Source organism: Polynucleobacter sp. MWH-S4W17, assembly GCF_018687535.1.
Taxonomy (GTDB): domain Bacteria; phylum Pseudomonadota; class Gammaproteobacteria; order Burkholderiales; family Burkholderiaceae; genus Polynucleobacter.
The window spans coordinates 14,282-39,131 of record NZ_CP061295.1 but is presented as its reverse complement, the minus strand read 5'-3'; the positions used below and the strand labels follow the sequence as shown (position 1 = coordinate 39,131).

Here is a 24,850-nt window from a genome sequence, read left to right as displayed (position 1 = left end):
ACGAAATACACAATTAATAAAATCAAACATGGTGCCCATGGGCAGGATCGAACTGCCGACCTCTCCCTTACCAAGGGAGTGCTCTACCACTGAGCCACATGGGCGAAATCTAATGCAACAAATTCTGGAGCGGGATAAGAGAATCGAACTCTTGACCGAAGATTGGAAATCTGCTGTTTTACCATTAAACTAATCCCGCACATCTGGTGGAGGGGGTAGGATTCGAACCTACGTAGGCATAGCCAACAGATTTACAGTCTGCCTCCTTTAGCCGCTCGGACACCCCTCCGCGAACCCAATATTCTGACTCCAAATGGAGTTTCTGTCAATATCTCTAAACGCTTTGCACAAGTAAAAACGCCCAGACCTAAGAGGGTCTGGGCGTCGCATTGGTGCCCGGCAGTTACCTACTTTCACACGGGTAATCCGCACTATCATCGGCGTAAAGTCGTTTCACTGTCCTGTTCGGGATGGGAAGGAGTGGTTCCAACTTGCTATGGTCACCGGGCGTAGAGGGTCGAGTTGCTGATTAAATCAACAACTCTATTTGAGTAAGCATGTAATAAGGATGCAGATTAAATCTGGCAAACATCCAACACAATAGTGCTGGTTATAGGATCAAGCCTAACGGGCAATTAGTATCGGTTAGCTTAATGCATTACTGCACTTCCACACCCGACCTATCAACGTTGTGGTCTTCAACGACCCTTTATGTAGGTTAAACCTACGGGAGATCTCATCTTCAGGCAAGTTTCCCGCTTAGATGCTTTCAGCGGTTATCTCTTCCATTCATAGCTACCCTGCGATGCTTCTGGCGAAACAACAGGTACACCAGCGGAATGTCCACTCCGGTCCTCTCGTACTAGGAGCAGCCCCCGTCAAATCTCCAACGCCCATGGCAGATAGGGACCAAACTGTCTCACGACGTTTTAAACCCAGCTCACGTACCTCTTTAAATGGCGAACAGCCATACCCTTGGGACCGGCTACAGCCCCAGGATGAGATGAGCCGACATCGAGGTGCCAAACACCGCCGTCGATATGAACTCTTGGGCGGTATCAGCCTGTTATCCCCAGAGTACCTTTTATCCGTTGAGCGATGGCCCTTCCATACAGAACCACCGGATCACTATGACCTGCTTTCGCACCTGCTCGACTTGTCGGTCTCGCAGTTAAGCACGCTTTTGCCATTGCACTTTAGGTACGATGTCCGACCGTACCAAGCGTACCTTCGTACTCCTCCGTTACACTTTGGGAGGAGACCGCCCCAGTCAAACTGCCTACCATGCACTGTTCCCGACCCGGATAACGGGCCAAGGTTAGAACCTCAAATAAATCAGGGTGGTATTTCAAGGTTGGCTCCAACAGAACTAGCATCCTGTTATCAACGCCTCCCACCTATCCTACACAGACCGATTCAAAGTCCAATGCAAAGCTACAGTAAAGGTTCATGGGGTCTTTCCGTCTAGCCACGGGTAGATTGCATCATCACAAACATTTCAACTTCGCTGAGTCTCAGGAGGAGACAGTGTGGCCATCGTTACGCCATTCGTGCAGGTCGGAACTTACCCGACAAGGAATTTCGCTACCTTAGGACCGTTATAGTTACGGCCGCCGTTTACTGGGACTTCAATCAAGAGCTTGCACCCCATCATTTAATCTTCCAGCACCGGGCAGGCGTCACACCCTATACGTCCACTTTCGTGTTTGCAGAGTGCTGTGTTTTTATTAAACAGTCGCAGCCACCTTTTTATTGCAACCCTTTCGTCCTCCCCTTGTACAGGGTCAAACTACCAGGGCGTACCTTATCCCGAAGTTACGGTACAAATTTGCCGAGTTCCTTCTCCTGAGTTCTCTCAAGCGCCTTAGAATACTCATCTCGCCCACCTGTGTCGGTTTGCGGTACGGTCTTGTTAGACTGAAGCTTAGAGGCTTTTCTTGGAACCACTTCCAATTGCTTCGCGAATAAATTCGCTCGTCTCACGCCCTTGAATTACGCTACCGGATTTACCTAATAGCCATCTCCAACGCAAGAACCGGGACTTCCAACACCCGGACAACTTTCCGCGATCCGTCCCCCCATCGCATCTAACAATGGTCAAGGAATATTAACCTTGTTCCCATCAGCTACGCATCTCTGCCTCGCCTTAGGGGCCGACTCACCCTGTTCCGATGAACGTTGAACAGGAAACCTTGGGCTTACGGCGAGGGGGCTTTTCACCCCCTTTATCGCTACTCATGTCAGCATTCGCACTTCTGATACCTCCAGCATCCTTTACAAGACACCTTCACAGGCTTACAGAACGCTCTCCTACCATCACATTGCTGTGATCCGCAGCTTCGGTTATATGCTTAGCCCCGTTACATCTTCCGCGCAGGACGACTCGATCAGTGAGCTATTACGCTTTCTTTAAAGGATGGCTGCTTCTAAGCCAACCTCCTGACTGTTTTAGCCTTCCCACTTCGTTTCCCACTTAGCATATATTAGGGACCTTAGCTGGCGGTCTGGGTTGTTTCCCTCTTGACACCGGACGTTAGCACCCGATGTCTGTCTCCCGTGCTTGCACTTGTAGGTATTCGGAGTTTGCTATGGCGCAGTAATCCGCAATGGACCCCACTACCATGACAGTGCTCTACCCCCTACAGTGATACACGAGGCACTACCTAAATAGTTTTCGGAGAGAACCAGCTATTTCCAGTTTTGTTTAGCCTTTCACCCCTATCCACAGCTCATCCCCTAACTTTTCAACGTTAGTGGGTTCGGTCCTCCAGTACGTGTTACCGCACCTTCAACCTGGCCATGGATAGATCAACTGGTTTCGGGTCTACACCCAGCAACTAGCGCCCTATTCGGACTCGCTTTCGCTACGCCTTCCCTATTCGGTTAAGCTTGCTACTGAATGTAAGTCGCTGACCCATTATACAAAAGGTACGCAGTCACCCCTTACGAGGCTCCTACTGTTTGTATGCACACAATTTCAGGATCTATTTCACTCCCCTCCCGGGGTTCTTTTCGCCTTTCCCTCACGGTACTTGTTCACTATCGGTCGATTACGAGTATTTAGCCTTGGAGGATGGTCCCCCCATATTCAGACAGGATTTCACGTGTCCCGCCCTACTTGTCTCTAGCCTAGTACCACTCAATAATTTTCACATACGGGACTATCACCCTTTATTGTTGGACTTTCCATTCCATTCTGTTAATTACTGAGATATCACTAGAAGGCTGTTCCCATTTCGCTCGCCACTACTCTGGGAATCTCGGTTGATGTCTTTTCCTCTTGCTACTTAGATGTTTCAGTTCACAAGGTTCGCTTCTCATACCCTATGTATTCAGGTATGGATACCACAAAAGTGGTGGGTTTCCCCATTCAGAAATCCCCGGATCAAAGCTTATTTACCAGCTCCCCGGGGCTTATCGCAGGTTATAACGTCTTTCGTCGCCTGTAATCGCCAAGGCATCCATCATGTGCACTTATTCACTTGATCCTATAACGAGCACCATTGCTAGTACCTGTTAAAGGTTTTACTTCTACTTCTGACATGTTTGCCGTAATCCAAACTGTAAGTACTTTGTTAAGAACTTGGTAAAACTCGTTTGTATTACTGATTGATGATTCAATCTTTACCCTTATTACATTGCCAAATGTCCTCTCAAAGAAACATTTGACACTTTGCTTACTCAAATTTTTAAAGAACAGCCATAAATGGCAAAACTAAACGATTAAATATTCGCTTAGTTTTGACATTTAGATGATGGTGGAGGATGACGGGATCGAACCGACGACCCCCTGCTTGCAAAGCAGGTGCTCTCCCAGCTGAGCTAATCCCCCAACGTCCCACTAAGTCTTGTTTCTGGCTGGTGGTGGGTCTGGTAGGACTTGAACCTACGACCCCTGCGTTATCAACACAGTGCTCTAACCAGCTGAGCTACAGACCCGTGGCTTTTATTGTCAACCGATAAGTGTGGGCACTAGGATTCAGCATCTTTTCTCTAGAAAGGAGGTGATCCAGCCGCACCTTCCGATACGGCTACCTTGTTACGACTTTACCCCAGTCATGAACCCTGCCGTGGCAGTCGCCCTCCTTGCGGTTAGGCTAACGGCTTCTGGCAAAACCCACTCCCATGGTATGACGGGCGGTGTGTACAAGACCCGGGAACGTATTCACCGCGACATTCTGATCCGCGATTACTAGCGATTCCAGCTTCACGTAGTCGAGTTGCAGACTACGATCCGGACTACGATGCATTTTCTGAGATTAGCTCCCCCTCGCGGGTTGGCAACCCTCTGTATGCACCATTGTATGACGTGTGAAGCCCTACCCATAAGGGCCATGAGGACTTGACGTCATCCCCACCTTCCTCCGGTTTGTCACCGGCAGTCTCTTTAGAGTGCTCTTGCGTAGCAACTAAAGACAAGGGTTGCGCTCGTTGCGGGACTTAACCCAACATCTCACGACACGAGCTGACGACAGCCATGCAGCACCTGTGTTCACTTTCTCTTACGAGCACCTAATGTATCTCTACTTCGTTAGTGACATGTCAAGGGTAGGTAAGGTTTTTCGCGTTGCATCGAATTAATCCACATCATCCACCGCTTGTGCGGGTCCCCGTCAATTCCTTTGAGTTTTAATCTTGCGACCGTACTCCCCAGGCGGCTGACTTCACGCGTTAGCTACGTTACTCAGGATGTAAATCCCGAACAACTAGTCAGCATCGTTTAGGGCGTGGACTACCAGGGTATCTAATCCTGTTTGCTCCCCACGCTTTCGTGCATGAGCGTCAGTGTTATCCCAGGGGGCTGCCTTCGCCATTGGTATTCCTCCACATATCTACGCATTTCACTGCTACACGTGGAATTCTACCCCCCTCTGACACACTCTAGCTATACAGTCACAGGCGCCATTCCCAGGTTAAGCCCGGGGATTTCACGCCTGTCTTGTATAACCGCCTGCGCACGCTTTACGCCCAGTAATTCCGATTAACGCTCGCACCCTACGTATTACCGCGGCTGCTGGCACGTAGTTAGCCGGTGCTTATTCTTCAGGTACCGTCATTCCCGGACTGTGTTAGAGCCGGTGTTTCTTCCCTGACAAAAGAGCTTTACAACCCGAAGGCCTTCTTCACTCACGCGGCATTGCTGGATCAGGGTTTCCCCCATTGTCCAAAATTCCCCACTGCTGCCTCCCGTAGGAGTCTGGGCCGTGTCTCAGTCCCAGTGTGGCTGATCGTCCTCTCAGACCAGCTACTGATCGTCGCCTTGGTGGGCTTTTACCCCACCAACAAGCTAATCAGGCATCGGCCGCTCTAATCGCGCGAGGTCTTTCGATCCCCCGCTTTCCCCCTCAGGGCGTATGCGGTATTAGCACAGCTTTCGCTGCGTTATCCCCCACGATAAGGTACGTTCCGATGTATTACTCACCCGTTCGCCACTCGCCACCAGGTGCAAGCACCCGTGCTGCCGTTCGACTTGCATGTGTAAGGCATGCCGCCAGCGTTCAATCTGAGCCAGGATCAAACTCTTCAGTTCAATTCCTGTGATCCTTGCGGATCGTCGCACTCATTCAAGAAATTGACTTGGTAATAAAACCAAATCTTTTTACTGTCTATGAGTACTATTTATTTACATCTGTCCCGAAGGACTGGATGCTTTCACTTAGTACCCACAATTATCGGTTGACTAATTTTTAAAGAGGGCTGACTTGTTTCGTATTTCATAAAACATTCAGCAGAGAGGTGAGACTATATCCCACATTTTCAGGGTCGTCAACACCTTTCGTACTCTTTTACTTAAAAAAGGCTAAGTTTTTTCTTACTTTAAAAATATAGTCAATTAAAACAATGGTTTAGATTTTAAAAAAAATTTCAACTTTTTTTAAAAAAATCCTATTTTTTAAGGTTTAGGCCTAGTCAACCCAAAAATTACGCTGTTTTTTCATTCTTATTTGGCGTATTTCCAACAAACATAGGGAAAACCCTGAAATTTTCCCTTATCCCTGCTAAAATATTGCTATGCACAATAAATTAGCGAATAGCCACTCACCCTCAAGCCCGCATTCTGCCGGGAGAGCTGTGCCTGTTCGCGAACTTCACGCTGGATATAAACAGGAAATACTGAATCATTTATTGCAACTAAATGATGAAGATAGACGTCTACGATTTGGTACTCAGACCCCCGACGAAGTGATTCGTCACTATGTTGAGGGTCTAGATTTCAATCGGGATGTCATTTTTGGTGTTTTCAACTTAGATCTGAAACTTGTTGGCATGGCCCATTTAGCCTATTTGCCAGAGCACAAAGGCGAGGCACGAGCTGCTGAATTTGGTGTGTCAGTGCTACCAGAAGGGCGCTCTCAGGGCCTGGGCACAGCATTGTTACAACGCTCAGCCGTTCACTCACGCAATACCAGCATTGAAACCCTTTACGTTCATTGCCTTGCCAATAACAAAGCCATGATGCATCTGGCGCAAAAGGCAGGGATGACAGTTGAGTACGCCTATGGCGATGCTGATGCTTGCCTTAAGCTGCCCCCAGCAAATACCGCAACTATTGTGGAAGAGGCCGCCAATGAGCAGTGGGCTGGCATGGACTACGCCCTAAAAGAAAACCTCAAGCGCTCTAATGAAGCCTGGTGGTGGTTTCTAGGCAGACCAGGCTTAGCGCGCTAATTTACAGCTCTAGTTTTTGTAGGGCGCTCCACGCAAGATCCAGCCGCTTAATGTAGATAGATCTGCATTACTTAATTTTGAGTTGGCCGGCATAGGTACAACGCCCCATGAACCAGACCCCCCTTTAGCAATCTTATTTTTTAAAAATACTTGAGCGTTTGAATCGTTTTTATATTTTTCTGCCACCGCTTGAAAACTAGGGCCCACAATTTTTTTATTCACTGCATGACAACCCAAGCAAGCGTTTTGTTTTGCAAGTACGAATGCATTCTCATCTTCAACATTCGCCTGCGCAACAGACATGAAAAGAGCGAGCGTTGTAAATAAAAAAACTATTTTTACAATCACTCGCTTTTTTAGCATCGACAACCTACGAAAAAATTATTGAAATTTTGGAGGGCTACTAGATTGAGTTTGATCTGCTTTGCCTTGCTTTTCTAAGCGAACTTTTTCTTCTTGAGAAATGATGTCGAAGTAAACATAAACATCTTTTACGCCATTGGTATTGCTCGCAATTTTCTTGGCAAGGTCAGCTTCACTTTGCGTCAAGATCCCCATAAGATAGACGCTACCCCCTTCCGCCACTATAACCATAGAGTTTGACGGTAACTGGTCAGTAAAGACCATTTGTGTTTTGATCTTAGACTCCAGATAAGAGTCATTTGCGCGTGATGTGTAGTTACTGTTTGGCCCAACAACCAATTCATTAAACACGGAGCGCGCATTCTTCATCGCCTTGACATAAGCTCCTGCGTCACCCTTAATATCAGCATCCTTCACTTCGCCAGTGAGCAATACTTTTTGATTAAACGAAGTCACGTTAATGTGTGCGTTATCACCAAATCTTTTTGCTAGCGCATTCTCTGCCTCTAACTCAATGCCTTTGTCAATTGCTTGCACGGCTGGTGTGCGTCGATCCGCCATAACGGCAGCGCCCGCCGCTACCCCGCCAACAGCAACCACTGCGCATGCAGAAAGTTGTGAAACAACGAGAGTAGCGAGAAACAGTTTTCTGAGGAATGAGATTTTCATTTGGGTAATTTCTGTATTGAAGTAACAATAATTTTCAGTCGAGTAGTACGTGATCTACGCCATCACATAAAGCATGTAGCAAAACCAAATGCGTTTCTTGAATGCGCGCAGTTCGCGTAGATGGTGCACACAAGTGGACATCATCTTTATCTAATAGTTGTGCAATCTTGCCACCACCATTGCCAGTGAATGCGATGACTTTCATACCAAGCTTTTTGGCAGCCTCAATGGCTTTAATCACGTTCTTCGAATTCCCTGAGGTTGAAATACTCAACAGAATGTCGCCTTTTTTCCCAAGACCGCGAACTTGCTTACTAAAAATCTCGTCGTAGCTATAGTCATTTCCAATAGCCGTAAGAATTGAAGTGTCTGTCGTCAAAGCAATCGCAGCCAACTCTTGACGCTCTCTCTCAAAGCGACCAACGAGTTCTGCTGCAAAGTGTTGCGCATCAGCGGCAGAGCCGCCATTGCCACAGGCCATGATCTTACCGCCGGTACGCAAACAATCCACCATCGCCAGTACGCCCCTAGCAACAGATTCGGGGAGCAGTTTTTCAGCCTCTTGTTTTACGGCAATGCTATCCAGAAAATGCTGGGAGGCACGCTGACGCAAACGTTCGTTGATATCTTTTTCCATAACAATATTATGCGCCAAAGATGTCCTAATCTCAGTAGCAATCAGCTTATCCCAAAAGCAACGTATCCTCTTACTAATTGTTTAACTTTTTGCAGGCAACCCCCATGGAATTTAGCTCTTTCGATTTTTTAAAGCAGCAGGACTTGCCTGCTGGGGCTTTGTACATGGTTGCGACACCTATCGGCAATTTGGGTGACATTACTTTGCGGGCCCTGCATGTTCTCAATTCAGTCGATGGGATCGCCTGTGAGGACACTAGACATAGCGCGGCATTACTCCAACAATTTGGCATTCATAAAAAATGTTTAGCGTTGCACGAACACAATGAAATTGGCGGCGCTCAAACAGTCATACAACACCTCTTAAATAATGAGCGCTGGGCCTATATTTCAGATGCCGGAACCCCAGGAGTCTCGGACCCAGGGGCAAAGCTGGTAAATGAGGTTCAAAAAGCAGGGCTAAGAGTAATTCCCATTCCGGGCGCAAGCGCTGTATCAAGCGCCATCTCAGCAGCCGGCTCAGTGATGCATCACTCGGAAGGGCGCTTTCAGTTTTTAGGTTTTTGGCCCAACAAAACTAAAGAACGCGATGCTCTACTGCAGGACATCTCCAGCAGTAAAAAGGCAAGCATCTTTTTTGAGTCTCCACACCATATTAGAGATACCCTTACATTGCTTGCAAAAAATTTAGAGGCCGATCGTCAGCTTTTAGTCTGCCGTGAATTAACCAAAAAATTTGAGCAGCTGGTGCCACTTCAAGCGCAAGACGTTACTCACTGGCTAGAGGCAGCAGAGAGCCTTAAGGGTGAATTTGTCATTGTGGTTGCAGGGCGATCAGCCAATAGCGATGAAACTCCAGAGCATTCAGCTCTCTTGTTGTGGGCTAATGCGCTGAGCCCCTATATGGGGAGCAAAGAAATTGCTGCCGTTCTTTCGCAAACTTTAGGCCTCACAAAAAAAGAAGCCTACCAAATTGCTTTAGATGCAAAGAGTGAGTAGTTAAAAATAAAAAGCTGGCACAAGGCCAGCTCTTCAATATGCACCGAGGGCTTATTTGGCGCTAGTGGCAGGAGCCGCAGGCTCGTTAGCATCTTTAAAATTCAATTGCGCTACTGGCTTAATGATTTGATCAGCAGAAGCAGATGAATCTGCGCGCTTGCCATTGTTCACAAAAACCATTAACAACAAAATGATGATGAGTGGCACAAAAAAGCTTGCAAACACCATGATGATGAGTTGTTTTGGGGACTTAATTAGACTTCCGTGCTCGTTGCTCATAAGAATTTATCGTTTGACGGGTTTTAGGGTGGTTTTGTCGAGATTATAACTAGAGAGAAGGGTTATAGACACTTACAATAGAGGGGTAACCAGTTTTTCCACTAGCGCCCGTAGCTCAGTGGATAGAGTATTGGCCTCCGAAGCCAAGGGTCGCAGGTTCGATTCCTGCCGGGCGCGCCAAAAATCAAGGGGTTTTTGACCTACATCATGCGGAAAATTGCGAAAACCGCTATCATTTGCACCTAACTTATTGATTCTTATCGTGTCTACACATCTAAATACCGCCCTTTCAGAGCCTTCCTTAACTAACCCTTTGCACCCAGAGGCGCCATTACCGCATCGAAAAATCATTCGAAGCTGGCTAATCCCGATGGCACAAGGCGAAACTGGGCGCGCAATCATGCTCCTAGCAATCGATGCCTTCCTCTGGCTAGGCTGTATTGCAGGAACGATCTTCGTAGAGAGCGTTTTACTCAAAATTGTTTTTGGTTTGATTGCCGGTTTTGTAACAGGTCGCATCTTTATTTTGGGTCACGATGCTTGCCATCAAAGTTACACACCCAATCGCGAACTGAATAAAGTATTGGGTCGTATTGCGTTCTTGCCATCTCTCACACCATATAGCTTGTGGGATGTTGGTCATAACGTTGTGCATCATGGTCAAACCAATCTAAAAGGTTTTGATTTTGTATGGGCACCCCTATCAAAATCAGAATACGACGCGCTTCCCCCGCTGCGTAAGGCTCTAGAACGCCTTTACCGTAGCGGCTGGGGCCCTGTTTTTTATTACCTCATTGAAATTTGGTGGAGACGTGAGTACTTCCCAAATGCAAAAAACAAGCCTGGTGATCGTCCTATTTTCTTAAAAGACAATTTGCTTGTTACCGCATTTGCAATCATTTGGATTGGTTGCTTAATTGCTGGAGCCATCGCTACCGGGCAGTCTATTTGGATTGGCTTGATCACTGGCTTTGCGGTGCCATTCTTGTTCTGGAACGGCATGATTGGATTTGTGGTTTACGTGCACCATACCCATCCAAAAGTCTCTTGGTATGACAAGAAATCGGAGTGGTTACGCGCCCAGCCGTTTGTATCCACAACTGTTCACCTGACTTTTAACTGGATTTGGGGCAAATTGATGCACCACATCATGGAGCACACTGCGCATCATGTGGATATGAGCGTACCGCTTTATCGCCTGCCAGAGGCCCAACAGACCCTAGAAACGATCCTTCCAGAGCGTATTTTTGTACAAAAGTTCTCTTGGGGCTGGTATTTCGATACTGCGCGCAAGTGCAAGCTCTATGACTTTGAAAACAAGGCTTGGTTAGATTTTGACGGGAACAAAACGGCCGATTCGGTACGGGTTGTGCTAACCCCAGCCCCAGCGGGACAAAACGGGTAAAATAGATCTCTGTATAAGATTTGCCTTACCCGGATTGCCCATGACTACATCGACTCCAGCAGCTACCCAAGAAACCTCCCAGAGCCTGAAATTTTGCTCTTCTTGCAGCCGTGAAAAACGACTTGAGGGTGGCACATGGATTCCGACAAGTAATCGCAAGCAGCGCTGGATCTGCGCCAGCTGTTTATACAACCGTACGCATCGTACCGGTTCAGCCAAAACCTAATACTCACTTGTAGTTCAAATGGCTAGATTCATTAGCTACGCGCCATCTCCCACATAGGGATTCGTTTTGCGCTCTTGACCAAACGTGGACATTGGTCCATGACCAGGAACAAACTGTACATCATCTCCCAAGGGCCACAATTTGGTTTTAATCGCATTAATTAAATCTGCATGATTACCACGCGGAAAATCAGTTCTGCCAATTGAGCCCGCGAATAAAACATCGCCCACAATTGCAAGACGATCTTCTTTGTCAAAAAATACAACGTGACCAGGTGTGTGCCCAGGGCAATGAAATACCTCTAGATCAATATTTCCCACCTGCACATGATCGCCATTATTTAACCAACGATCAGGCTCGAAAACTTTGGCATGCCCAAAACCAAAACGCACTGTTTGTTCTGGCAGCTGATCAATCCAAAAACGCTCCTCTTCTTGTGGCCCCTCAATAGGCACACCAAGCTGATCAGCCAAGTCTTTGGCGGCCGCGCAGTGATCTAAATGTCCATGCGTCAGTAATATCTTTTTAACCTTGCCACCCATCTGCTTAACGCCCTCAAGGATCTTTTCAATATCCCCGCCAGGATCAACGACAGCAGCATCGCCAGTCTCCTGGCAAACCAAAATCGAGCAATTTTGCTCATACGGAGTAACAGGAACAATTCCTAATTTAATTGGCATATGTACAAATAGTTAAGTGAATCATTGGGGAAAGCTAGTTTAGGGGAGTCGGCATAAAATGCACCTAAAGGATAAAACAATGAATAGCCAAGATACATTTAAATTTGCAGAAACTCACGAATGGGCCGATCAGGAAAATGATGGCTTAGTGTGGGTTGGTATTAGTAATCATGCGCAAGAGGCGCTAGGCGATGTGATGTTCTTTCAGGCCCCAAAGCTTGGGCAACAAGTAAAGCAGGGGGAGGCTATTGCCGTTATTGAGTCAGTGAAGGCGGCCAGTGATATTCATGCGCCAGTAAGCGGTGAGATTGTTGCCCTCAATGAAGCAGTGGATGCATCACCCGAGATCGTCAATGAAAATCCATACGGTGTTTGGCTATTCAAAATCAAACCCGCCTCCGATGAAATTCTTAACGAAGAACTCAATCAACTCCTGACCCCAGAAATATATAACGCGGGCCCTGGCGCCTGATATCTGAAATCAATCAGATTGAAATAGGGTCGCGCTCAATTAACCAACGAATGCGCCCTTCTTTACTAATGCGCCCCTGAGAGTTCTCTCGCAAATAAAGATCCATCGCCTCTAAGATTTCTTGCAGGGTTTTTCGATCATCAGACTCCACCAGAAGTTGAGCGCGCTCCGATCCAGCTACTCGCATCATCGCCTTAGGTACTGGATCATAGACTCTGAGGCCTTTATTGATGTGGCCCCGAGACTTTAAATATCCTTTCAAACCACTCAAAAACTGAATTGCTTTATCTAAACTTTTAGCCTCAGCATGGATGAGAGCCTGATAGGCAAATGGCGGCAAACCCGCTTCTTTTCTTTCATTGGCCGTAAAGCTTAAAAACCCATCTACGTCATGGCGCAGTAAAAACTGAAAAACCGCAGATTCTGGGAACTGGGTTTCAATATAAATAGCGCCGCCTGCTTCACCATCCTTATTGGATCGCCCAGCCCGTCCTGCAACCTGAACTAGCTGTGCAAATAATCGCTCTGCAGCCCTAAAATCTTGAGAAAACAATCTGCTGTCAGCATCCAATACAGCTACTAAGCCAATATTTTGGTAATCGTGCCCCTTGGCAATCATCTGGGTCCCAACCACAATATCGACATTGCCTTCGTGAATTTCCTGAAAGAGCTCTTCGGCACCCTTACTCTTTCTGCTGGAGTCTGTATCGACTCGCAGCACTCTTGCAGCCGGCCACATCTCCTCAATAGCATCTTCAATCTTTTGAGTTCCCTGTCCCAAGGTCTTCAAGTCGGCATTGCCACAATCAGGGCAATGGTTTGGAATCGATTTAACCAAGCCGCAGTGGTGGCAACTTAAAACCGACTTCCTGCCTAGTGCTCCTGCTTTATGCAGCACCATATAGGAGCTACATTGCTCGCATCTTGAGAGCCATGAGCAAGCGCCGCAGCTAAGCACTGGAGCATAACCTCGTCGATTGATGAGTATTAGGCTTTGCTGCTTATTTTGTAGATTCTGGCTAACAGCCTTCGCAAGGGTTTTAGTAATCAGGCTTTTGGATTTTGGCTTCTCTATATCGCCCGGACTAAATTGTGTTTGTGGATCGCGCGTATTGATCAAATGCACTTTTGGCAAGCTTGCGCCTTGCGCGCGCTGATCCAGACGAATATATTCATAACGGCTAGCCCTGGCAGCCATCCAAGTCTCAAGCGATGGTGTAGCAGAGGCCAATAAGATCGGTATCTTAAGGTCGTGGGCACGCCATATCGCAAGATCCCTTGCAGAGTAACGGATACCATCTTGCTGTTTATAAGATGGATCATGCTCTTCATCAACAACAATGGCGCGCAGATTAGGCAGGGGAGTTAATGCAGCCAATCTTGTTCCCAAAATAATTTGGGCTTTACCACTCATCGCATCATGCCAGGCGATGCCTCTAACTTTTTCACTCACGCCACTGTGAAGCACGACCATTTTTTTATCTGGAAAATAAGCGCGCACTCTGCGCTCCAACTGTGGCGTTAAATTAATTTCCGGCACCAAGAGCAATGCCTGTGCGCTTGCATCTTCCAAAATACCACTCAACCAATTTAAAAATACAGCAGTCTTTCCACTACCAGTTTGTCCCTGCAACAGTATTGCTTTGAATTCACTTGAAGGAATGGTACGCAATTTTTTTAAGGCAAGTTTTTGGCCATCGTTCAGATGGACCTCATCAACATAACCCTCAATTGCTTCTAATTTGATTTTTTTCTTTTGTTTTTCTTCGTCCGCCGCTAATTTCTTGGGGATCTTTTCCCAATCATCTGGCTTTTTCCACATCTGTGGAATGGTGGGAATAATGGTCTCGCCTAGCGCATGAATGTAATACTGGCTGGCAAAGTTCATTAACTTCAATACTGCTGGGTCCAAGGGGGGAAGGGGCGCAATTTTGCTTACCCCTTTTAATTTATCAAGATCATAGTCTGAGTGAGCGCTTACTTTAATTACCAATCCCACCAGTGAACTGCGCCCAAAGGGAACCTCAACTATTGCCCCCACTTGTGGGTCGCACCCTAATGCCTCTTCGTCCCACAAGTAGTCAAAGCCCTGGGCAAGGGGCTTATCAACAACAACTTGGACAACGATTGGAGGGGGCATGATTTACTTCAAATCTCTAGTTTGCTTGTGGATAAGTCTGTGGATATCATCCGAGGATTCTGATTTATAAGCTAATTTATCAGCTTTCGGATTCTGCACCCTTTTAAAGCTTTTTAGTAATTATTTATATAAATCAGTAACTTACAAAGATATTCGAAAGTGAATTTTCATCTTTATTCGCAATCTCACTGAATTTCGAATTTTCCCGCTATCTGTGCATAACTTTCGCCAAAAATCCTAGCGGCAAGTTAGCAATCACTCAGTATTACGACTTTATCCTGAGAGCCCTTGAGCGCTCAATGACCGCTTCGGCGAGAGCCGTAACACTTTCAGGAGGGGTAAATTGAGAAATCCCATGCCCTAGGTTAAAGACATGTCCGTCTAGAGGATGTAAGCCCGATTTAAGGGCTGGAGCACTCGCCAAATCCTCAAGCAGGAGGTTTGCTTGCTGCGCAATTTGTTTTGGCTCTGAGAACAGAATAAGCGGGTCTAAATTACCTTGCAATGCTAATGGCTTGTTCAATGCCAGCAATTGTTTGCGTGCGCGACTCAGCGACATTGTCCAATCAATGGCAATAACATCAGCACCAACTTGCGCCATATCGTTCAACCAAATCCCGCCGCCTTTGGTAAACATGATTACTGGAATTTTTCTGCCTTCATGTTCGCGTGGCAATAAAGAAATCACTTTTTGCATTGAGGCCAGAGACATTTTTTGATACCAGCCATCTGGCAGCATTCCACCCCAAGTATCAAAAATCATCAAAGCTTGAGCGCCTGCTTTAACTTGCTCTATCAAATAGGCTGCCACTGACTGAGCATTAATATCAAGGATATGCTGCATCAAGTCAGGACGACTAAACATCATCGTTTTGGCATGACGAAAATCATCGGCACTTGAACCATCAACCATATAGCACGCCAATGTCCACGGGCTTCCCGAGAAACCAATTAATGGAACACGCTGCTTGCCATCCTGTATCAATGCTTTCCGAATTTCTGAAACCGCATCAAATACATATTTGAGCTGATCCATATCGGCCACACGCAATTTCTTAACTGCCTCTTCAGTGCGAAGAGGATGCTCAAAGCTTGGGCCTTCACCAGCAGTAAATTTCAAGCCCAATCCCATGGCATCAGGGATAGTCAAAATATCGGAGAATAAAATCGCCGCATCCAATGGATAGCGATCTAAAGGTTGAAGGGTTACTTCAGTAGCGTATGCAGGATTTTTTGCGAGCCCTAAAAAACTTCCAGCTCTGGCGCGAGTAGCGTTGTACTCGGGAAGATATCGACCGGCTTGACGCATGAGCCAAAGCGGTGTTTGATCAACCGCTTCGCCCAGGCAGGCCTTTAAAAACCGATCATTTAACAGCAAGGAGATGACCGGCTATTACTTTTTACGACGGAAACGAGCAATTGCAGCTAGCTGTGCAGCCGCCATTGCAAACTCAGATTGAGCCAAAGCCAAATCAAAATCAGTGCCACGGTTTTGCATCGCTTCTTCAGCACGTTTCTTAGCTTCAATCGCTTTAGCTTCATCAAGATCGTGTCCGCGAATAGCGGTATCCGCTAAAACAGTAACGCGATCTGGCTGAACTTCTAAATAGCCACCTGCTACGAAAACAAACTCTTCATCACCATCAGCTTTTTCAATACGAACTGAGCCTGGACGAATACGTGTAATCAAAGGAGTGTGGCCGCGCAAAATGCCGAGCTCTCCACTTTCGCCAGGAAGCGCAACAAACTTGGCTTCCCCGCTGAAAATAGACTGCTCAGCACTCACTACATCGACGCGTATGGTTGACATAATTTCCCTAGATTAAAGCTTCTTGGCTTTCTCGATGGCTTCATCAATTGAACCCACCATGTAGAACGCTTGCTCAGGCAAGTGATCCAATTCGCCGCTGCAGATCATTTTGAAACCACGAATAGTTTCTTTCAATGGAACGTATTTGCCTGGTGAACCAGTAAACACTTCGGCAACGTGGAAAGGCTGGGACAAGAAACGCTGAATCTTACGAGCACGTGATACAGATAACTTATCTTCAGGTGACAACTCATCCATACCCAAAATAGCAATAATGTCGCGCAACTCTTTGTAACGCTGTAATGTCATCTGTACTTCACGAGCTACTTCGTAGTGCTCTTGACCAACTACTTGTGGGTCGAGCTGACGGCTAGTGGAATCCAATGGATCAACCGCTGGATAAATACCCAATGCAGCAATATCACGTGACAACACAACTGTGGAGTCAAGGTGCAAGAAGGTTGTAGCTGGTGACGGATCGGTCAAGTCATCCGCAGGAACGTAAACGGCCTGAATAGAGGTAACGGAACCAGTCTTGGTAGAAGTAATACGCTCTTGCAATTTGCCCATCTCTTCAGCCAATGTAGGCTGGTAACCCACAGCAGAAGGCATACGACCGAGTAACGCAGAAACTTCAGTACCGGCCAATGTGTAGCGATAAATATTGTCAACGAAGAACAAAATGTCACGGCCTTCGTCACGGAACGCTTCAGCCATTGTCAAACCAGTTAACGCAACGCGCAAACGGTTGCCAGGAGGTTCATTCATCTGACCAAACACCATCGCTACTTTGTCGATAACGTTAGATTCTTTCATCTCGTGGTAGAAGTCATTACCTTCACGAGTACGCTCACCAACACCGGCGAACACTGATAAACCTGAGTGTTGCTTAGCGATGTTGTTAATCAACTCCATCATGTTCACGGTCTTACCAACACCCGCACCACCGAACAAGCCAACCTTACCGCCTTTAGCAAACGGGCAAACTAAGTCAATAACCTTAATACCAGTTTCTAACAAGTCCACAGAAGGTGAAAGCTCATCAAACTTCGGTGCTGGCTGGTGAATAGCACGACGCTCTTCAGTTGCAATCGGGCCTGCGTCATCAATTGGGCGACCTAAAACGTCCATAATGCGCCCAAGTGTTGCTGGGCCAACAGGCACAGAAATTGGACCGCCAGTAGATTTCACTTCCATGCCACGACGCAAGCCATCGCTGGCGCCCATGGCAATCGCGCGAACTACGCCGTCACCAATTTGTTGCTGAACTTCAAAGGTCAAACCTTTTTCAGCAAATGATTTTTCACCGCTATCAACTAATGTCAAAGCATCATAAATGTTTGGCATTTTGTCGCGTGGGAACTGAATGTCCACCACTGGACCGATACATTGCACGATATTTCCGTTACTCATCGCATTTCTCCGCTTTTAATTCCTGAATTCTTTCGTATTCCTAAACGCTGACTGCTTAAACCGCAGCCGCTCCGCCAACAATTTCTGACAACTCTTTAGTAATAGCAGCCTGTCGTGTTTTGTTGTATTCCAATTGCAATTCGCCAATGACGTTCTTCGCATTATCTGAAGCGGCCTTCATAGAGACCATACGTGCAGACTGCTCAGAAGCCATGTTTTCAGCAACTGCCTGATAAATCATTGCTTCAACGTAACGCTTAAGCAGGCCATTCAAAATAGACTCTGCATCAGGTTCGTAGATGTAATCCCAAGAATTGCCTGTTTTCTCTTGTGGAGTCAAAGCTTCTGGCTCCAAAGGCAAGAGTTTTTCTAAAACAGGCTCTTGTTTCATTGCATTTACAAAGCGGGTAAATGCCAAATAAACGGCATCAATCTCGCCACGCTCAAACGCTTCTAATTGGGCAACAATTGCGCCAATCAAAACATCCATATGTGGTGTATCACCAATTTGAATTGTTTGAGAAATCAATTTTGCTTTTGAGCGATTCAAAAATTGCAAACCTTTTGAACCAATTGCGGTGTACGCAATCTCAACATTTTTTTCTTGCAAATCGCGCACTTGGTTAGCAATCAAACGCAAGACGTTGGTATTTAAACCACCGCACAGGCCTTTGTCTGTAGTAACCAAAATCGTGCCAACTTTCTTCACCTCACGAGTTGCCATGTAAGCAGGGCGGAACTCAGGATTAGCTTTTGATAGATTGGCAACAATCTCACGAATTTTTTCAGCGTATGGACGCGCATTACGCATGCGCTCTTGGGCGCGACGCATCTTGGATGCGGCGACCATTTCCATTGCCTTCGTGATCTTGCGCGTGTTTTGCACGCTCTTGATCTTAGATCGTATCTCTTTTGTGCTTGCCATGATTTATGCGAGCCCTCTTAGAAAGAGGCAGAACGCTTGTAATCCTCAATAGCAGCGCGCAATGCAGCTTCGTCATCTTTACTCAAATCCTTGGTTTCTTCAATACGCGCAACTAAGTCAGCGAATTTAGATTTCAAATGATCTTGCAAGCCTTTTTCGAATGGCAATACGTTCTTTACCTCGAGATCATCGAAGTAGCCGTTATTAACAGCATAAAGTGAAGCGGCCATTTCCCAGACTTGGAGTGGCTTGTACTGAGCTTGCTTACACAATTCCGTAACGCGACGACCGCGCTCGAGCTGCTTGCGGGTTGCTTCGTCAAGGTCAGATGCGAACTGAGCAAACGCTGCCAATTCACGATATTGCGCCAAGTCAGTACGAATACCGCCAGATAACTTCTTAATCACTTTAGTTTGTGCAGCACCACCAACGCGGGAAACAGAAATACCGGCGTTAATCGCAGGACGTACACCAGCGTTGAACAAATCAGTTTCCAAGAAGATCTGACCGTCAGTAATAGAAATTACGTTGGTAGGAACGAATGCAGAAACGTCGCCAGCTTGAGTTTCAATGATTGGCAATGCAGTCAATGAACCTGTCTTACCTTTTACGGCGCCATTGGTGAACTTCTCAACATACTCAGCATTTACACGTGCAGCGCGCTCGAGTAAGCGTGAGTGGAGGTAGAAAACATCGCCAGGATAAGCTTCGCGGCCTGGTGGGCGACGGAGCAATAAGGAAATTTGACGATAAGCAACTGCTTGCTTAGTTAAGTCATCGTAAACAATCAAAGCGTCTTCGCCGCGATCGCGGAAGTATTCGCCCATGGTGCAGCCTGCATAAGCAGAGAGGTACTGCATCGCTGCAGACTCAGACGCACTCGCTGCAACAACAACGGTGTACTCCATCGCGCCCAATTCTGTGAGCTTACGAACAACGTTAGCAATAGTTGAAGCTTTTTGACCGATCGCCACGTAAACGCAATAAACACCTTTACCTTTTTGGTTAATGATCGCGTCAACCGCAACGGCAGTTTTACCAGTTTGACGGTCGCCAATGATCAACTCACGCTGACCGCGGCCAATTGGAACCATCGCATCAATCGCCTTTAAACCAGTTTGTACTGGCTGGCTAACGGATTGACGTGCGATAACGCCTGGAGCAACTTTTTCGATAAAGTCAGTTAACTTAGTATTGATTGGGCCTTTGCCATCAATTGGCTGACCGAGCGCATTTACAACGCGACCAAGCAACTCTGGGCCAACTGGAACCTCCAAAATGCGACCCGTACATTTCACTGGGTCGCCTTCTTTAATGTGGGTGTATTCACCCAACACTACGGCACCAACAGAATCACGCTCAAGGTTTAATGCAAGGCCGATAGTGTTGTTAGGAAACTCCAACATTTCGCCCTGCATAACGCCTGACAAGCCATGTACGCGGCAAATACCGTCGGTCACTGAAATTACAGTGCCTTCGTTGCGAACTTGGGAGTCAACGCCCAATTCGCTAATTCGGCTTTTGATCAGCTCGCTGATCTCGGAAGGGTTGAGTTGCATTACTTACTCCTGGGTCTTATTTCGTATGTTCTTAATAGGGATCACTTATGCGCCAAGACTTGCTTGCATTTGAGCTAACTGAGCCTTAACTGAACTATCCATTACTTCATCGCCAACTTGAATGCGAACTCCGCCAATCAATGTTGGATCAATTTGGATGGTTGGGCGCAATTCTTTACCCCCAAAGCGCTTCTTCAAACTTGACAACAAATCATTTAACGCAGAACCCTCTAAAGGGAATGCGCTAGTAATATTTACTTCTGCAGCGCCTTCGCTTTTGTTCTTCATTGCTTCAAATTGATGGGCAATTTCAGGAACGGCTGCTAAGCGGTGGTTTTGATTAACAAGATTCAAAAAGCTGGCAACCTTGCCATCTAGCTTGGTTTTCACCATGCCAGAAAGTAACTTGCTTAAATCATCAGCCGATACTTTTGGGTTGTTTGACAGTGCAGCAACTTCTGGCAAAGCAGCAAGCTGAGCCAATTCGTTTAATTGCTCCAAACAGCCTGTAAGCTCAGCTGGCTTAGCGCTTTGAAAAAGCGCTTCAGCGTAAGGACGTGCAATAGTGGCTAATTCAGCCATATCAAAGTTCTGCCTTTAGTTGGTCAAGTAATTGGCCATGCGCTTTTGCATCAACTTCACGACGCAAAATTTGCTCGGCGCCTTTAACAGCGAGAACAGCCACTTCAGCACGCAGAACTTCACGGGCACGAGTAACTTGCTGAGCTGCATCTTGTTGGGCTTGAGAAATGATTCGAGCGGCTTCAGCTTGTGCGTTAGCACGAATTTCTTCGGCTGACATTTGTGCACGTTTCTCAGCTTCGGCAACGCGTTGAACACCTTCTTGACGTGCTTTAGTTAATTCTTGCTCAGCTTCATTGCTGGCTAGTGCGAGAGCTTCTTTACCACGCTCGGCAGCAGCTAAACCATCAGCAATTTTGCTTGAACGCTCATCTAACGCCTTAACCAGCGGTGGCCACACGAAGCGTGCAACAACCCACCATAAGACGAAGAAAACGATCATTTGCGCGAATAGGGTCGCGTTCAGATTCACGATATTCCTTTCAGTATTGTTGAGAACAGTTGGATGACTTGTTGGTCATCCACGCCAAAACAATTACTTAATAACTGCGAGCAGTGGGTTTGCGAAAGCAAACAACATTGCAACACCAACGCCGATCAAGAACGCAGCGTCGATCAAACCTGCCAAAAGGAACATCTTAGTTTGGAGTGGCTCCATCAATTCTGGTTGACGTGCACAAGCTTCGATGTACTTGCCGCCCATCAATGCGATGCCCAAACATGCACCGATCGCGCCGAGGCCGATGATGATGCCGATACAGATAGCTGTTGAACCTTGAATAGTTGCTAAAAATGCTTGCATGTTGCTGACTCCTGAAGTTAAAAGAGGTAAGTTAAAAATAAAATCTTAGTGATGGCTATGCGCTTGCCCGATGTAAACCAAAGTCAACATCATGAAAATAAAGGCTTGCAACAAAATAACCAAAATGTGGAAGATGGCCCAAGCTGATCCAGCAATAACGTGGCCCACCAATCCGAACAGGGATAAATCTAAATTAAAGGTCCATACGCTACCAAGCAAGGCAATCAATAAGAAGACCAATTCGCCAGCGTACATATTGCCGAAAAGTCGCATTCCTAAGGAAACGCCTTTCGCCAAATACTCAATAATATTCAAAGCGAGGTTAAATGGGGCTAAATACCATTTCGCGCCAAAAGGAGCGGAAATGAGTTCGTGCAAGAAGCCGCCGAAACCTTTTACCTTGAAGCTGTAAAAGAACACCAAAACCAACACTGAAAGGGACATGCCCATCGTTGCGTTTAAATCGGTTGTTGGAACCATGCGGTTATGCGGTACATGACCACCAAAGTTACCGATGAAATGATTTACGCCCAACACCCAATCCACAGGAATTAAGTCGAGGGTGTTTAAGAGAATGATCCAGAAAAATACGAAGAGCGCGAGAGGCGCAATGAAAGTACGATCGCCATGAACAATGCTCTTGGCTTGTGTATCGACCATCTCCACAATCATCTCAATCAAAGACTGAAACCGACCAGGAACACCAGGAGTTGCGCGACGCGCCGCAATCAACAAAATAAATACCGCTATGAAGCCCATCAATGAAGCCCAAAAAATGGTGTCTAAATTGATGACGCTGAAATCAACAATGGAGGATTGGTGCTCACCAGTGCTGGTGAGGTTTTGTAAATGCTCAGAAATGTACGCAGTTGGCGTCATTTGCTCGGCTGCCTCGTGGGCTTGGTGTACTTCGCTAGACATCTCTTAACTAGTCCTTTGTTTCAATCTCATTTGTCACTACTTAGCGCCACAACCACGCCAGCCACACACACTTCAAGGCAAGCAGGTAAGTCACCAACAAGGGAACCCAAAGCACGCCAGGGACGTAATACGCAATCCCTACAAACAACATCAATGTCACGGCGATTTTGATAAATTCACCCGAAACCAATGCCGCCAAAAATCTTCCCGGATTCAATCTTTGCGATTTTTTTGCTAACTCCAGCCTGACTAAAAACAGGGCTGTAGGCAAGACGCTAATTAAACCACCTAAAAAGGCCGACTGAGTATAAAGGCTTACCCGTACCGGCTCCCCAAAAATTGACCAAAACACCATGCTGATAGCCGTAATCAACACTTGGGCCAAAATAATTTTCCATGGTGAAAGGGATCGGTACTTTGTTGCATCACTTTGCTGCAGCGCAACAATTTCCTCTTTGCTGTAAACCCGGACAACTTCTTCGGGCTCATCCCACTCATCCACCTCGGAAAATTGATTTTTTTGAGGAATCAATTTAGCCCCGAAAGTTTAGTGTGTGCAGTGCAATATGTCAAAGGATTTGGGTACATTTTTGACCTAATTTAAGACTCAATACCCAGTTTTTTTAATAGGGAATCTAATTCATCGAACTGGCTGAAGCGAAGCCTGAGCTCTCCACCCTTGCCTTTAAGCTTGAATTCCGTGCTTAGACCAATCAAATCTGCAATTTCTTGCGTCAAACGCTGCATATCTGGATCGCTGCTGGGTGAAGAAGTACTTGGCTTACTTTTAGCCTTTTTGTCTCCAATTTGACCGCCCGCAATCACCAAAGCAGCAGTCATTCTCTCCGCCTCACGGACAGACAGACCCTGTGCCGAGATTCTCTGGGCCAAAGCCACCTGGCTCGACCCGGGAAGGGGCAATAGCGCACGCGCATGTCCCATATCGATATCGCCGGCCAACAGCATGGCTTGGACCGGCTTTGCGAGCTGGGCAAGACGCAATAAGTTGGTAATTGCACTGCGAGACTTGCCTACAGCCTTTGCTGCCTGCTCGTGCGTAAATCCAAACTCCTCAATCAACCTAGCTAAGCCCTGTGATTCTTCGAGAGGATTTAAATCCTCTCGCTGCATATTTTCTACCAGGGCCATTGCCGCCGCAGCCTGATCATCGGCGCCAGAAACTAAAACCGGAACCTCTTTTAAGCCCGCAATAGTTGCCGCACGAAAACGTCTTTCACCCGCAATAATTTCGTACTTACCGGGAGCCACCAGGCGAACCAGTAAGGGCTGCATAACACCTTGCTCACGAATACTTTCTGCCAACTCTTGCAATGCACCGGCTTCCATTTTTTGACGCGGCTGATATTTGCCTGCCTGCAAAGCAGTTAATGGCAAACGATTGATTTCGGTGGAAGGACTTGCTTGCTGCGTCTTTTCTCCAAGCAACGCCTCGAGGCCTCTACCTAAACCTTTTTTCTTAATGGCAACCATGATCTTTACTGTTCTTTCTAAAAATTACATGTGCTTGATGCGCTCAACCATCTCGGCACCAAACTCTAAATAGGCTTTTGCGCCACGTGATGATTTATCGAAAGCCACACCAGGAAGCCCATAAGAGGGGGCTTCGGCAAGACGTACATTGCGCGGAATAATGGTCTTAAATACCTTGTCACCGAAGTGTTCAAGCAACTGATCGGAGACTTGTTGCTGCAAAGTCATTCGCGCATCAAACATGACGCGTAATAAACCAATGATGACCAAGTCGGGGTTCAAATTTGCATGCACTTGTTTGATGGTGTTTACTAAATCAGACAGGCCTTCCAATGCAAAGTATTCGCATTGCATTGGCACAATCACTCCGTTGGCTGCGCACAATCCATTGAGCGTTAACAAAGACAAGGCGGGCGGACAATCAATCAAAATAAAGTCGTAATCATTTGCGACCTGAGCAAGCGCATCTTTCAAACGCGCTTCGCGTAAATCCAAATCTACCAATTCAATTTCGGCGCCCGCTAAATCACGATTAGCCGGCAATACGTCGTACCCGGAGCTTTCGCAAAGCTGCACACATTCTTTAACTGATGTCATGCCAATTAACACCTGATATACGCTCGCGTTTAAATCTGCTTTCTCTATCCCTGAGCCCATGGTGGCATTACCTTGAGGATCAAGGTCCACCAACAAAACGCGCTGCTGTAGTCCCGCTAAGCCTGCCGCCAAATTAACGGCGGTTGTGGTTTTACCAACACCACCCTTTTGATTTGCAATACAGAAAATTTTTGCCATGGCTACTTTTGAGT

The 24,850-nt window shown here is 46.7% G+C and carries 23 protein-coding genes, 6 tRNA genes and 3 rRNA genes; 6 read left to right on the top strand and 26 right to left on the bottom strand.

Annotated features, from left to right (window positions below; genetic code table 11):
- Positions 1-29: 29 nt before the first annotated feature.
- The 8 genes from C2755_RS00225 to C2755_RS00190 all read right to left on the bottom strand — a co-directional run bounded on the left by C2755_RS00225 (position 30) and on the right by C2755_RS00190 (position 5,530).
- Positions 30-104: transfer RNA gene (locus C2755_RS00225), tRNA-Thr, on the bottom strand.
- Positions 105-125: 21 nt separating this feature from the next.
- Positions 126-199: transfer RNA gene (locus tag C2755_RS00220), tRNA-Gly, on the bottom strand.
- A gap of 5 nt (positions 200-204) precedes the next feature.
- Positions 205-289: transfer RNA gene (locus C2755_RS00215), tRNA-Tyr, on the bottom strand.
- A gap of 105 nt (positions 290-394) precedes the next feature.
- Positions 395-508, bottom strand: a 5S ribosomal RNA gene (gene rrf / locus C2755_RS00210).
- Positions 509-614: 106 nt separating this feature from the next.
- A 23S ribosomal RNA gene (locus tag C2755_RS00205) occupies positions 615-3,488 on the bottom strand.
- A gap of 268 nt (positions 3,489-3,756) precedes the next feature.
- Positions 3,757-3,832: transfer RNA gene (locus C2755_RS00200), tRNA-Ala, on the bottom strand.
- A 30-nt stretch (positions 3,833-3,862) separates the two neighbouring features.
- Positions 3,863-3,939: transfer RNA gene (locus C2755_RS00195), tRNA-Ile, on the bottom strand.
- 58 nt (positions 3,940-3,997) lie between these two features.
- Positions 3,998-5,530, bottom strand: a 16S ribosomal RNA gene (locus C2755_RS00190).
- Together the 16S, 23S and 5S rRNA genes with 5 tRNA genes alongside form the textbook arrangement of a ribosomal RNA operon.
- A 482-nt stretch (positions 5,531-6,012) precedes the next feature.
- Here C2755_RS00190 and C2755_RS00185 point away from each other — a divergent pair.
- Positions 6,013-6,669, top strand: coding sequence for a GNAT family N-acetyltransferase (locus C2755_RS00185; RefSeq protein ID WP_215321265.1), 657 nt, complete (start codon positions 6,013-6,015; stop codon positions 6,667-6,669).
- Between the two features lie 9 nt (positions 6,670-6,678).
- Here the strand turns inward: C2755_RS00185 and C2755_RS00180 are convergent, their stop codons facing one another.
- The 3 genes from C2755_RS00180 to C2755_RS00170 all read right to left on the bottom strand — a co-directional run bounded on the left by C2755_RS00180 (position 6,679) and on the right by C2755_RS00170 (position 8,338).
- Positions 6,679-6,972, bottom strand: a complete 294-nt coding sequence (locus C2755_RS00180; protein WP_251368486.1) for a c-type cytochrome — start codon at positions 6,970-6,972, stop codon at positions 6,679-6,681.
- Positions 6,973-7,050: 78 nt separating this feature from the next.
- Entirely contained in the window at positions 7,051-7,701 is a 651-nt protein-coding gene (locus C2755_RS00175; protein WP_215321263.1) for a BON domain-containing protein, read from the bottom strand.
- A gap of 34 nt (positions 7,702-7,735) precedes the next feature.
- Complete coding sequence (locus C2755_RS00170) at positions 7,736-8,338, bottom strand: phosphoheptose isomerase (protein WP_215321262.1); 603 nt, start codon at positions 8,336-8,338, stop codon at positions 7,736-7,738.
- A gap of 104 nt (positions 8,339-8,442) precedes the next feature.
- Between C2755_RS00170 and rsmI the strand changes: the two genes are divergently transcribed.
- Entirely contained in the window at positions 8,443-9,336 is an 894-nt protein-coding gene (gene rsmI / locus C2755_RS00165; RefSeq protein ID WP_215321261.1) for a 16S rRNA (cytidine(1402)-2'-O)-methyltransferase, read from the top strand.
- Between the two features lie 51 nt (positions 9,337-9,387).
- Here the strand turns inward: rsmI and C2755_RS00160 are convergent, their stop codons facing one another.
- Complete coding sequence (locus C2755_RS00160) at positions 9,388-9,615, bottom strand: hypothetical protein (RefSeq protein WP_251368485.1); 228 nt, start codon at positions 9,613-9,615, stop codon at positions 9,388-9,390.
- A 104-nt stretch (positions 9,616-9,719) separates the two neighbouring features.
- Here C2755_RS00160 and C2755_RS00155 point away from each other — a divergent pair.
- The 3 genes from C2755_RS00155 to C2755_RS00145 all read left to right on the top strand — a co-directional run bounded on the left by C2755_RS00155 (position 9,720) and on the right by C2755_RS00145 (position 11,246).
- Positions 9,720-9,795: transfer RNA gene (locus tag C2755_RS00155), tRNA-Arg, on the top strand.
- A gap of 82 nt (positions 9,796-9,877) precedes the next feature.
- Entirely contained in the window at positions 9,878-11,020 is a 1,143-nt protein-coding gene (locus C2755_RS00150; RefSeq protein ID WP_251368484.1) for a fatty acid desaturase, read from the top strand.
- A gap of 40 nt (positions 11,021-11,060) precedes the next feature.
- Positions 11,061-11,246 carry a hypothetical protein gene (locus tag C2755_RS00145; protein WP_041396810.1) on the top strand — a complete coding sequence of 62 codons (186 nt, stop codon included), beginning with the start codon at positions 11,061-11,063 and terminating at the stop codon, positions 11,244-11,246.
- A gap of 35 nt (positions 11,247-11,281) precedes the next feature.
- On the opposite strand, the gene C2755_RS00140 is transcribed toward C2755_RS00145, so the two are convergent.
- Positions 11,282-11,926 (bottom strand): MBL fold metallo-hydrolase, encoded by a 645-nt coding sequence (locus tag C2755_RS00140; RefSeq protein WP_216860748.1) that lies wholly within the window; start codon positions 11,924-11,926, stop codon positions 11,282-11,284.
- Positions 11,927-12,005: 79 nt separating this feature from the next.
- On the opposite strand from C2755_RS00140, the gene gcvH reads away from it, so the two are divergent.
- Positions 12,006-12,398, top strand: coding sequence for a glycine cleavage system protein GcvH (gcvH, locus tag C2755_RS00135; RefSeq protein WP_072582056.1), 393 nt, complete (start codon positions 12,006-12,008; stop codon positions 12,396-12,398).
- A 13-nt stretch (positions 12,399-12,411) separates the two neighbouring features.
- On the opposite strand, the gene priA is transcribed toward gcvH, so the two are convergent.
- The 13 genes from priA to C2755_RS00070 form a co-directional block, all read right to left on the bottom strand.
- On the bottom strand, positions 12,412-14,538 hold the full coding sequence (gene priA / locus C2755_RS00130; RefSeq protein WP_215321260.1) for a primosomal protein N': 2,127 nt from the start codon (positions 14,536-14,538) through the stop codon (positions 12,412-12,414).
- Between the two features lie 265 nt (positions 14,539-14,803).
- Positions 14,804-15,922: a uroporphyrinogen decarboxylase gene (gene hemE, locus C2755_RS00125; protein WP_215322229.1), complete on the bottom strand. Its 1,119-nt coding sequence runs from the start codon at positions 15,920-15,922 to the stop codon at positions 14,804-14,806.
- 9 nt (positions 15,923-15,931) lie between these two features.
- The gene (locus tag C2755_RS00120) at positions 15,932-16,348 is read right to left on the bottom strand and encodes a F0F1 ATP synthase subunit epsilon (protein ID WP_215321259.1); all 417 of its coding nucleotides are present in this window, start codon (positions 16,346-16,348) and stop codon (positions 15,932-15,934) included.
- 12 nt (positions 16,349-16,360) lie between these two features.
- The gene (atpD, locus tag C2755_RS00115; RefSeq protein WP_072582052.1) at positions 16,361-17,761 is read right to left on the bottom strand and encodes a F0F1 ATP synthase subunit beta; all 1,401 of its coding nucleotides are present in this window, start codon (positions 17,759-17,761) and stop codon (positions 16,361-16,363) included.
- A 55-nt stretch (positions 17,762-17,816) separates the two neighbouring features.
- A complete protein-coding gene (atpG, locus tag C2755_RS00110; RefSeq protein WP_215321258.1) occupies positions 17,817-18,686 on the bottom strand; it encodes a F0F1 ATP synthase subunit gamma in 870 nt (289 codons plus the stop codon).
- Between the two features lie 17 nt (positions 18,687-18,703).
- Complete coding sequence (gene atpA, locus C2755_RS00105) at positions 18,704-20,245, bottom strand: F0F1 ATP synthase subunit alpha (RefSeq protein WP_072582050.1); 1,542 nt, start codon at positions 20,243-20,245, stop codon at positions 18,704-18,706.
- Positions 20,246-20,290: 45 nt separating this feature from the next.
- Positions 20,291-20,827 carry a F0F1 ATP synthase subunit delta gene (locus C2755_RS00100; protein WP_215321257.1) on the bottom strand — a complete coding sequence of 179 codons (537 nt, stop codon included), beginning with the start codon at positions 20,825-20,827 and terminating at the stop codon, positions 20,291-20,293.
- A 1-nt stretch (position 20,828) separates the two neighbouring features.
- On the bottom strand, positions 20,829-21,299 hold the full coding sequence (locus tag C2755_RS00095) for a F0F1 ATP synthase subunit B (RefSeq protein ID WP_072582048.1): 471 nt from the start codon (positions 21,297-21,299) through the stop codon (positions 20,829-20,831).
- A gap of 63 nt (positions 21,300-21,362) precedes the next feature.
- The gene (gene atpE, locus C2755_RS00090; protein ID WP_011901869.1) at positions 21,363-21,629 is read right to left on the bottom strand and encodes a F0F1 ATP synthase subunit C; all 267 of its coding nucleotides are present in this window, start codon (positions 21,627-21,629) and stop codon (positions 21,363-21,365) included.
- 45 nt (positions 21,630-21,674) lie between these two features.
- Entirely contained in the window at positions 21,675-22,550 is an 876-nt protein-coding gene (gene atpB / locus C2755_RS00085) for a F0F1 ATP synthase subunit A (protein WP_215321256.1), read from the bottom strand.
- Positions 22,551-22,590: 40 nt separating this feature from the next.
- Positions 22,591-23,082: an ATP synthase subunit I gene (locus C2755_RS00080; protein ID WP_215321255.1), complete on the bottom strand. Its 492-nt coding sequence runs from the start codon at positions 23,080-23,082 to the stop codon at positions 22,591-22,593.
- A gap of 68 nt (positions 23,083-23,150) precedes the next feature.
- Positions 23,151-24,041 carry a ParB/RepB/Spo0J family partition protein gene (locus C2755_RS00075; protein WP_215321254.1) on the bottom strand — a complete coding sequence of 297 codons (891 nt, stop codon included), beginning with the start codon at positions 24,039-24,041 and terminating at the stop codon, positions 23,151-23,153.
- A gap of 24 nt (positions 24,042-24,065) precedes the next feature.
- Positions 24,066-24,836, bottom strand: coding sequence for a ParA family protein (locus C2755_RS00070; RefSeq protein ID WP_072582045.1), 771 nt, complete (start codon positions 24,834-24,836; stop codon positions 24,066-24,068).
- Positions 24,837-24,850: the final 14 nt, after the last annotated feature.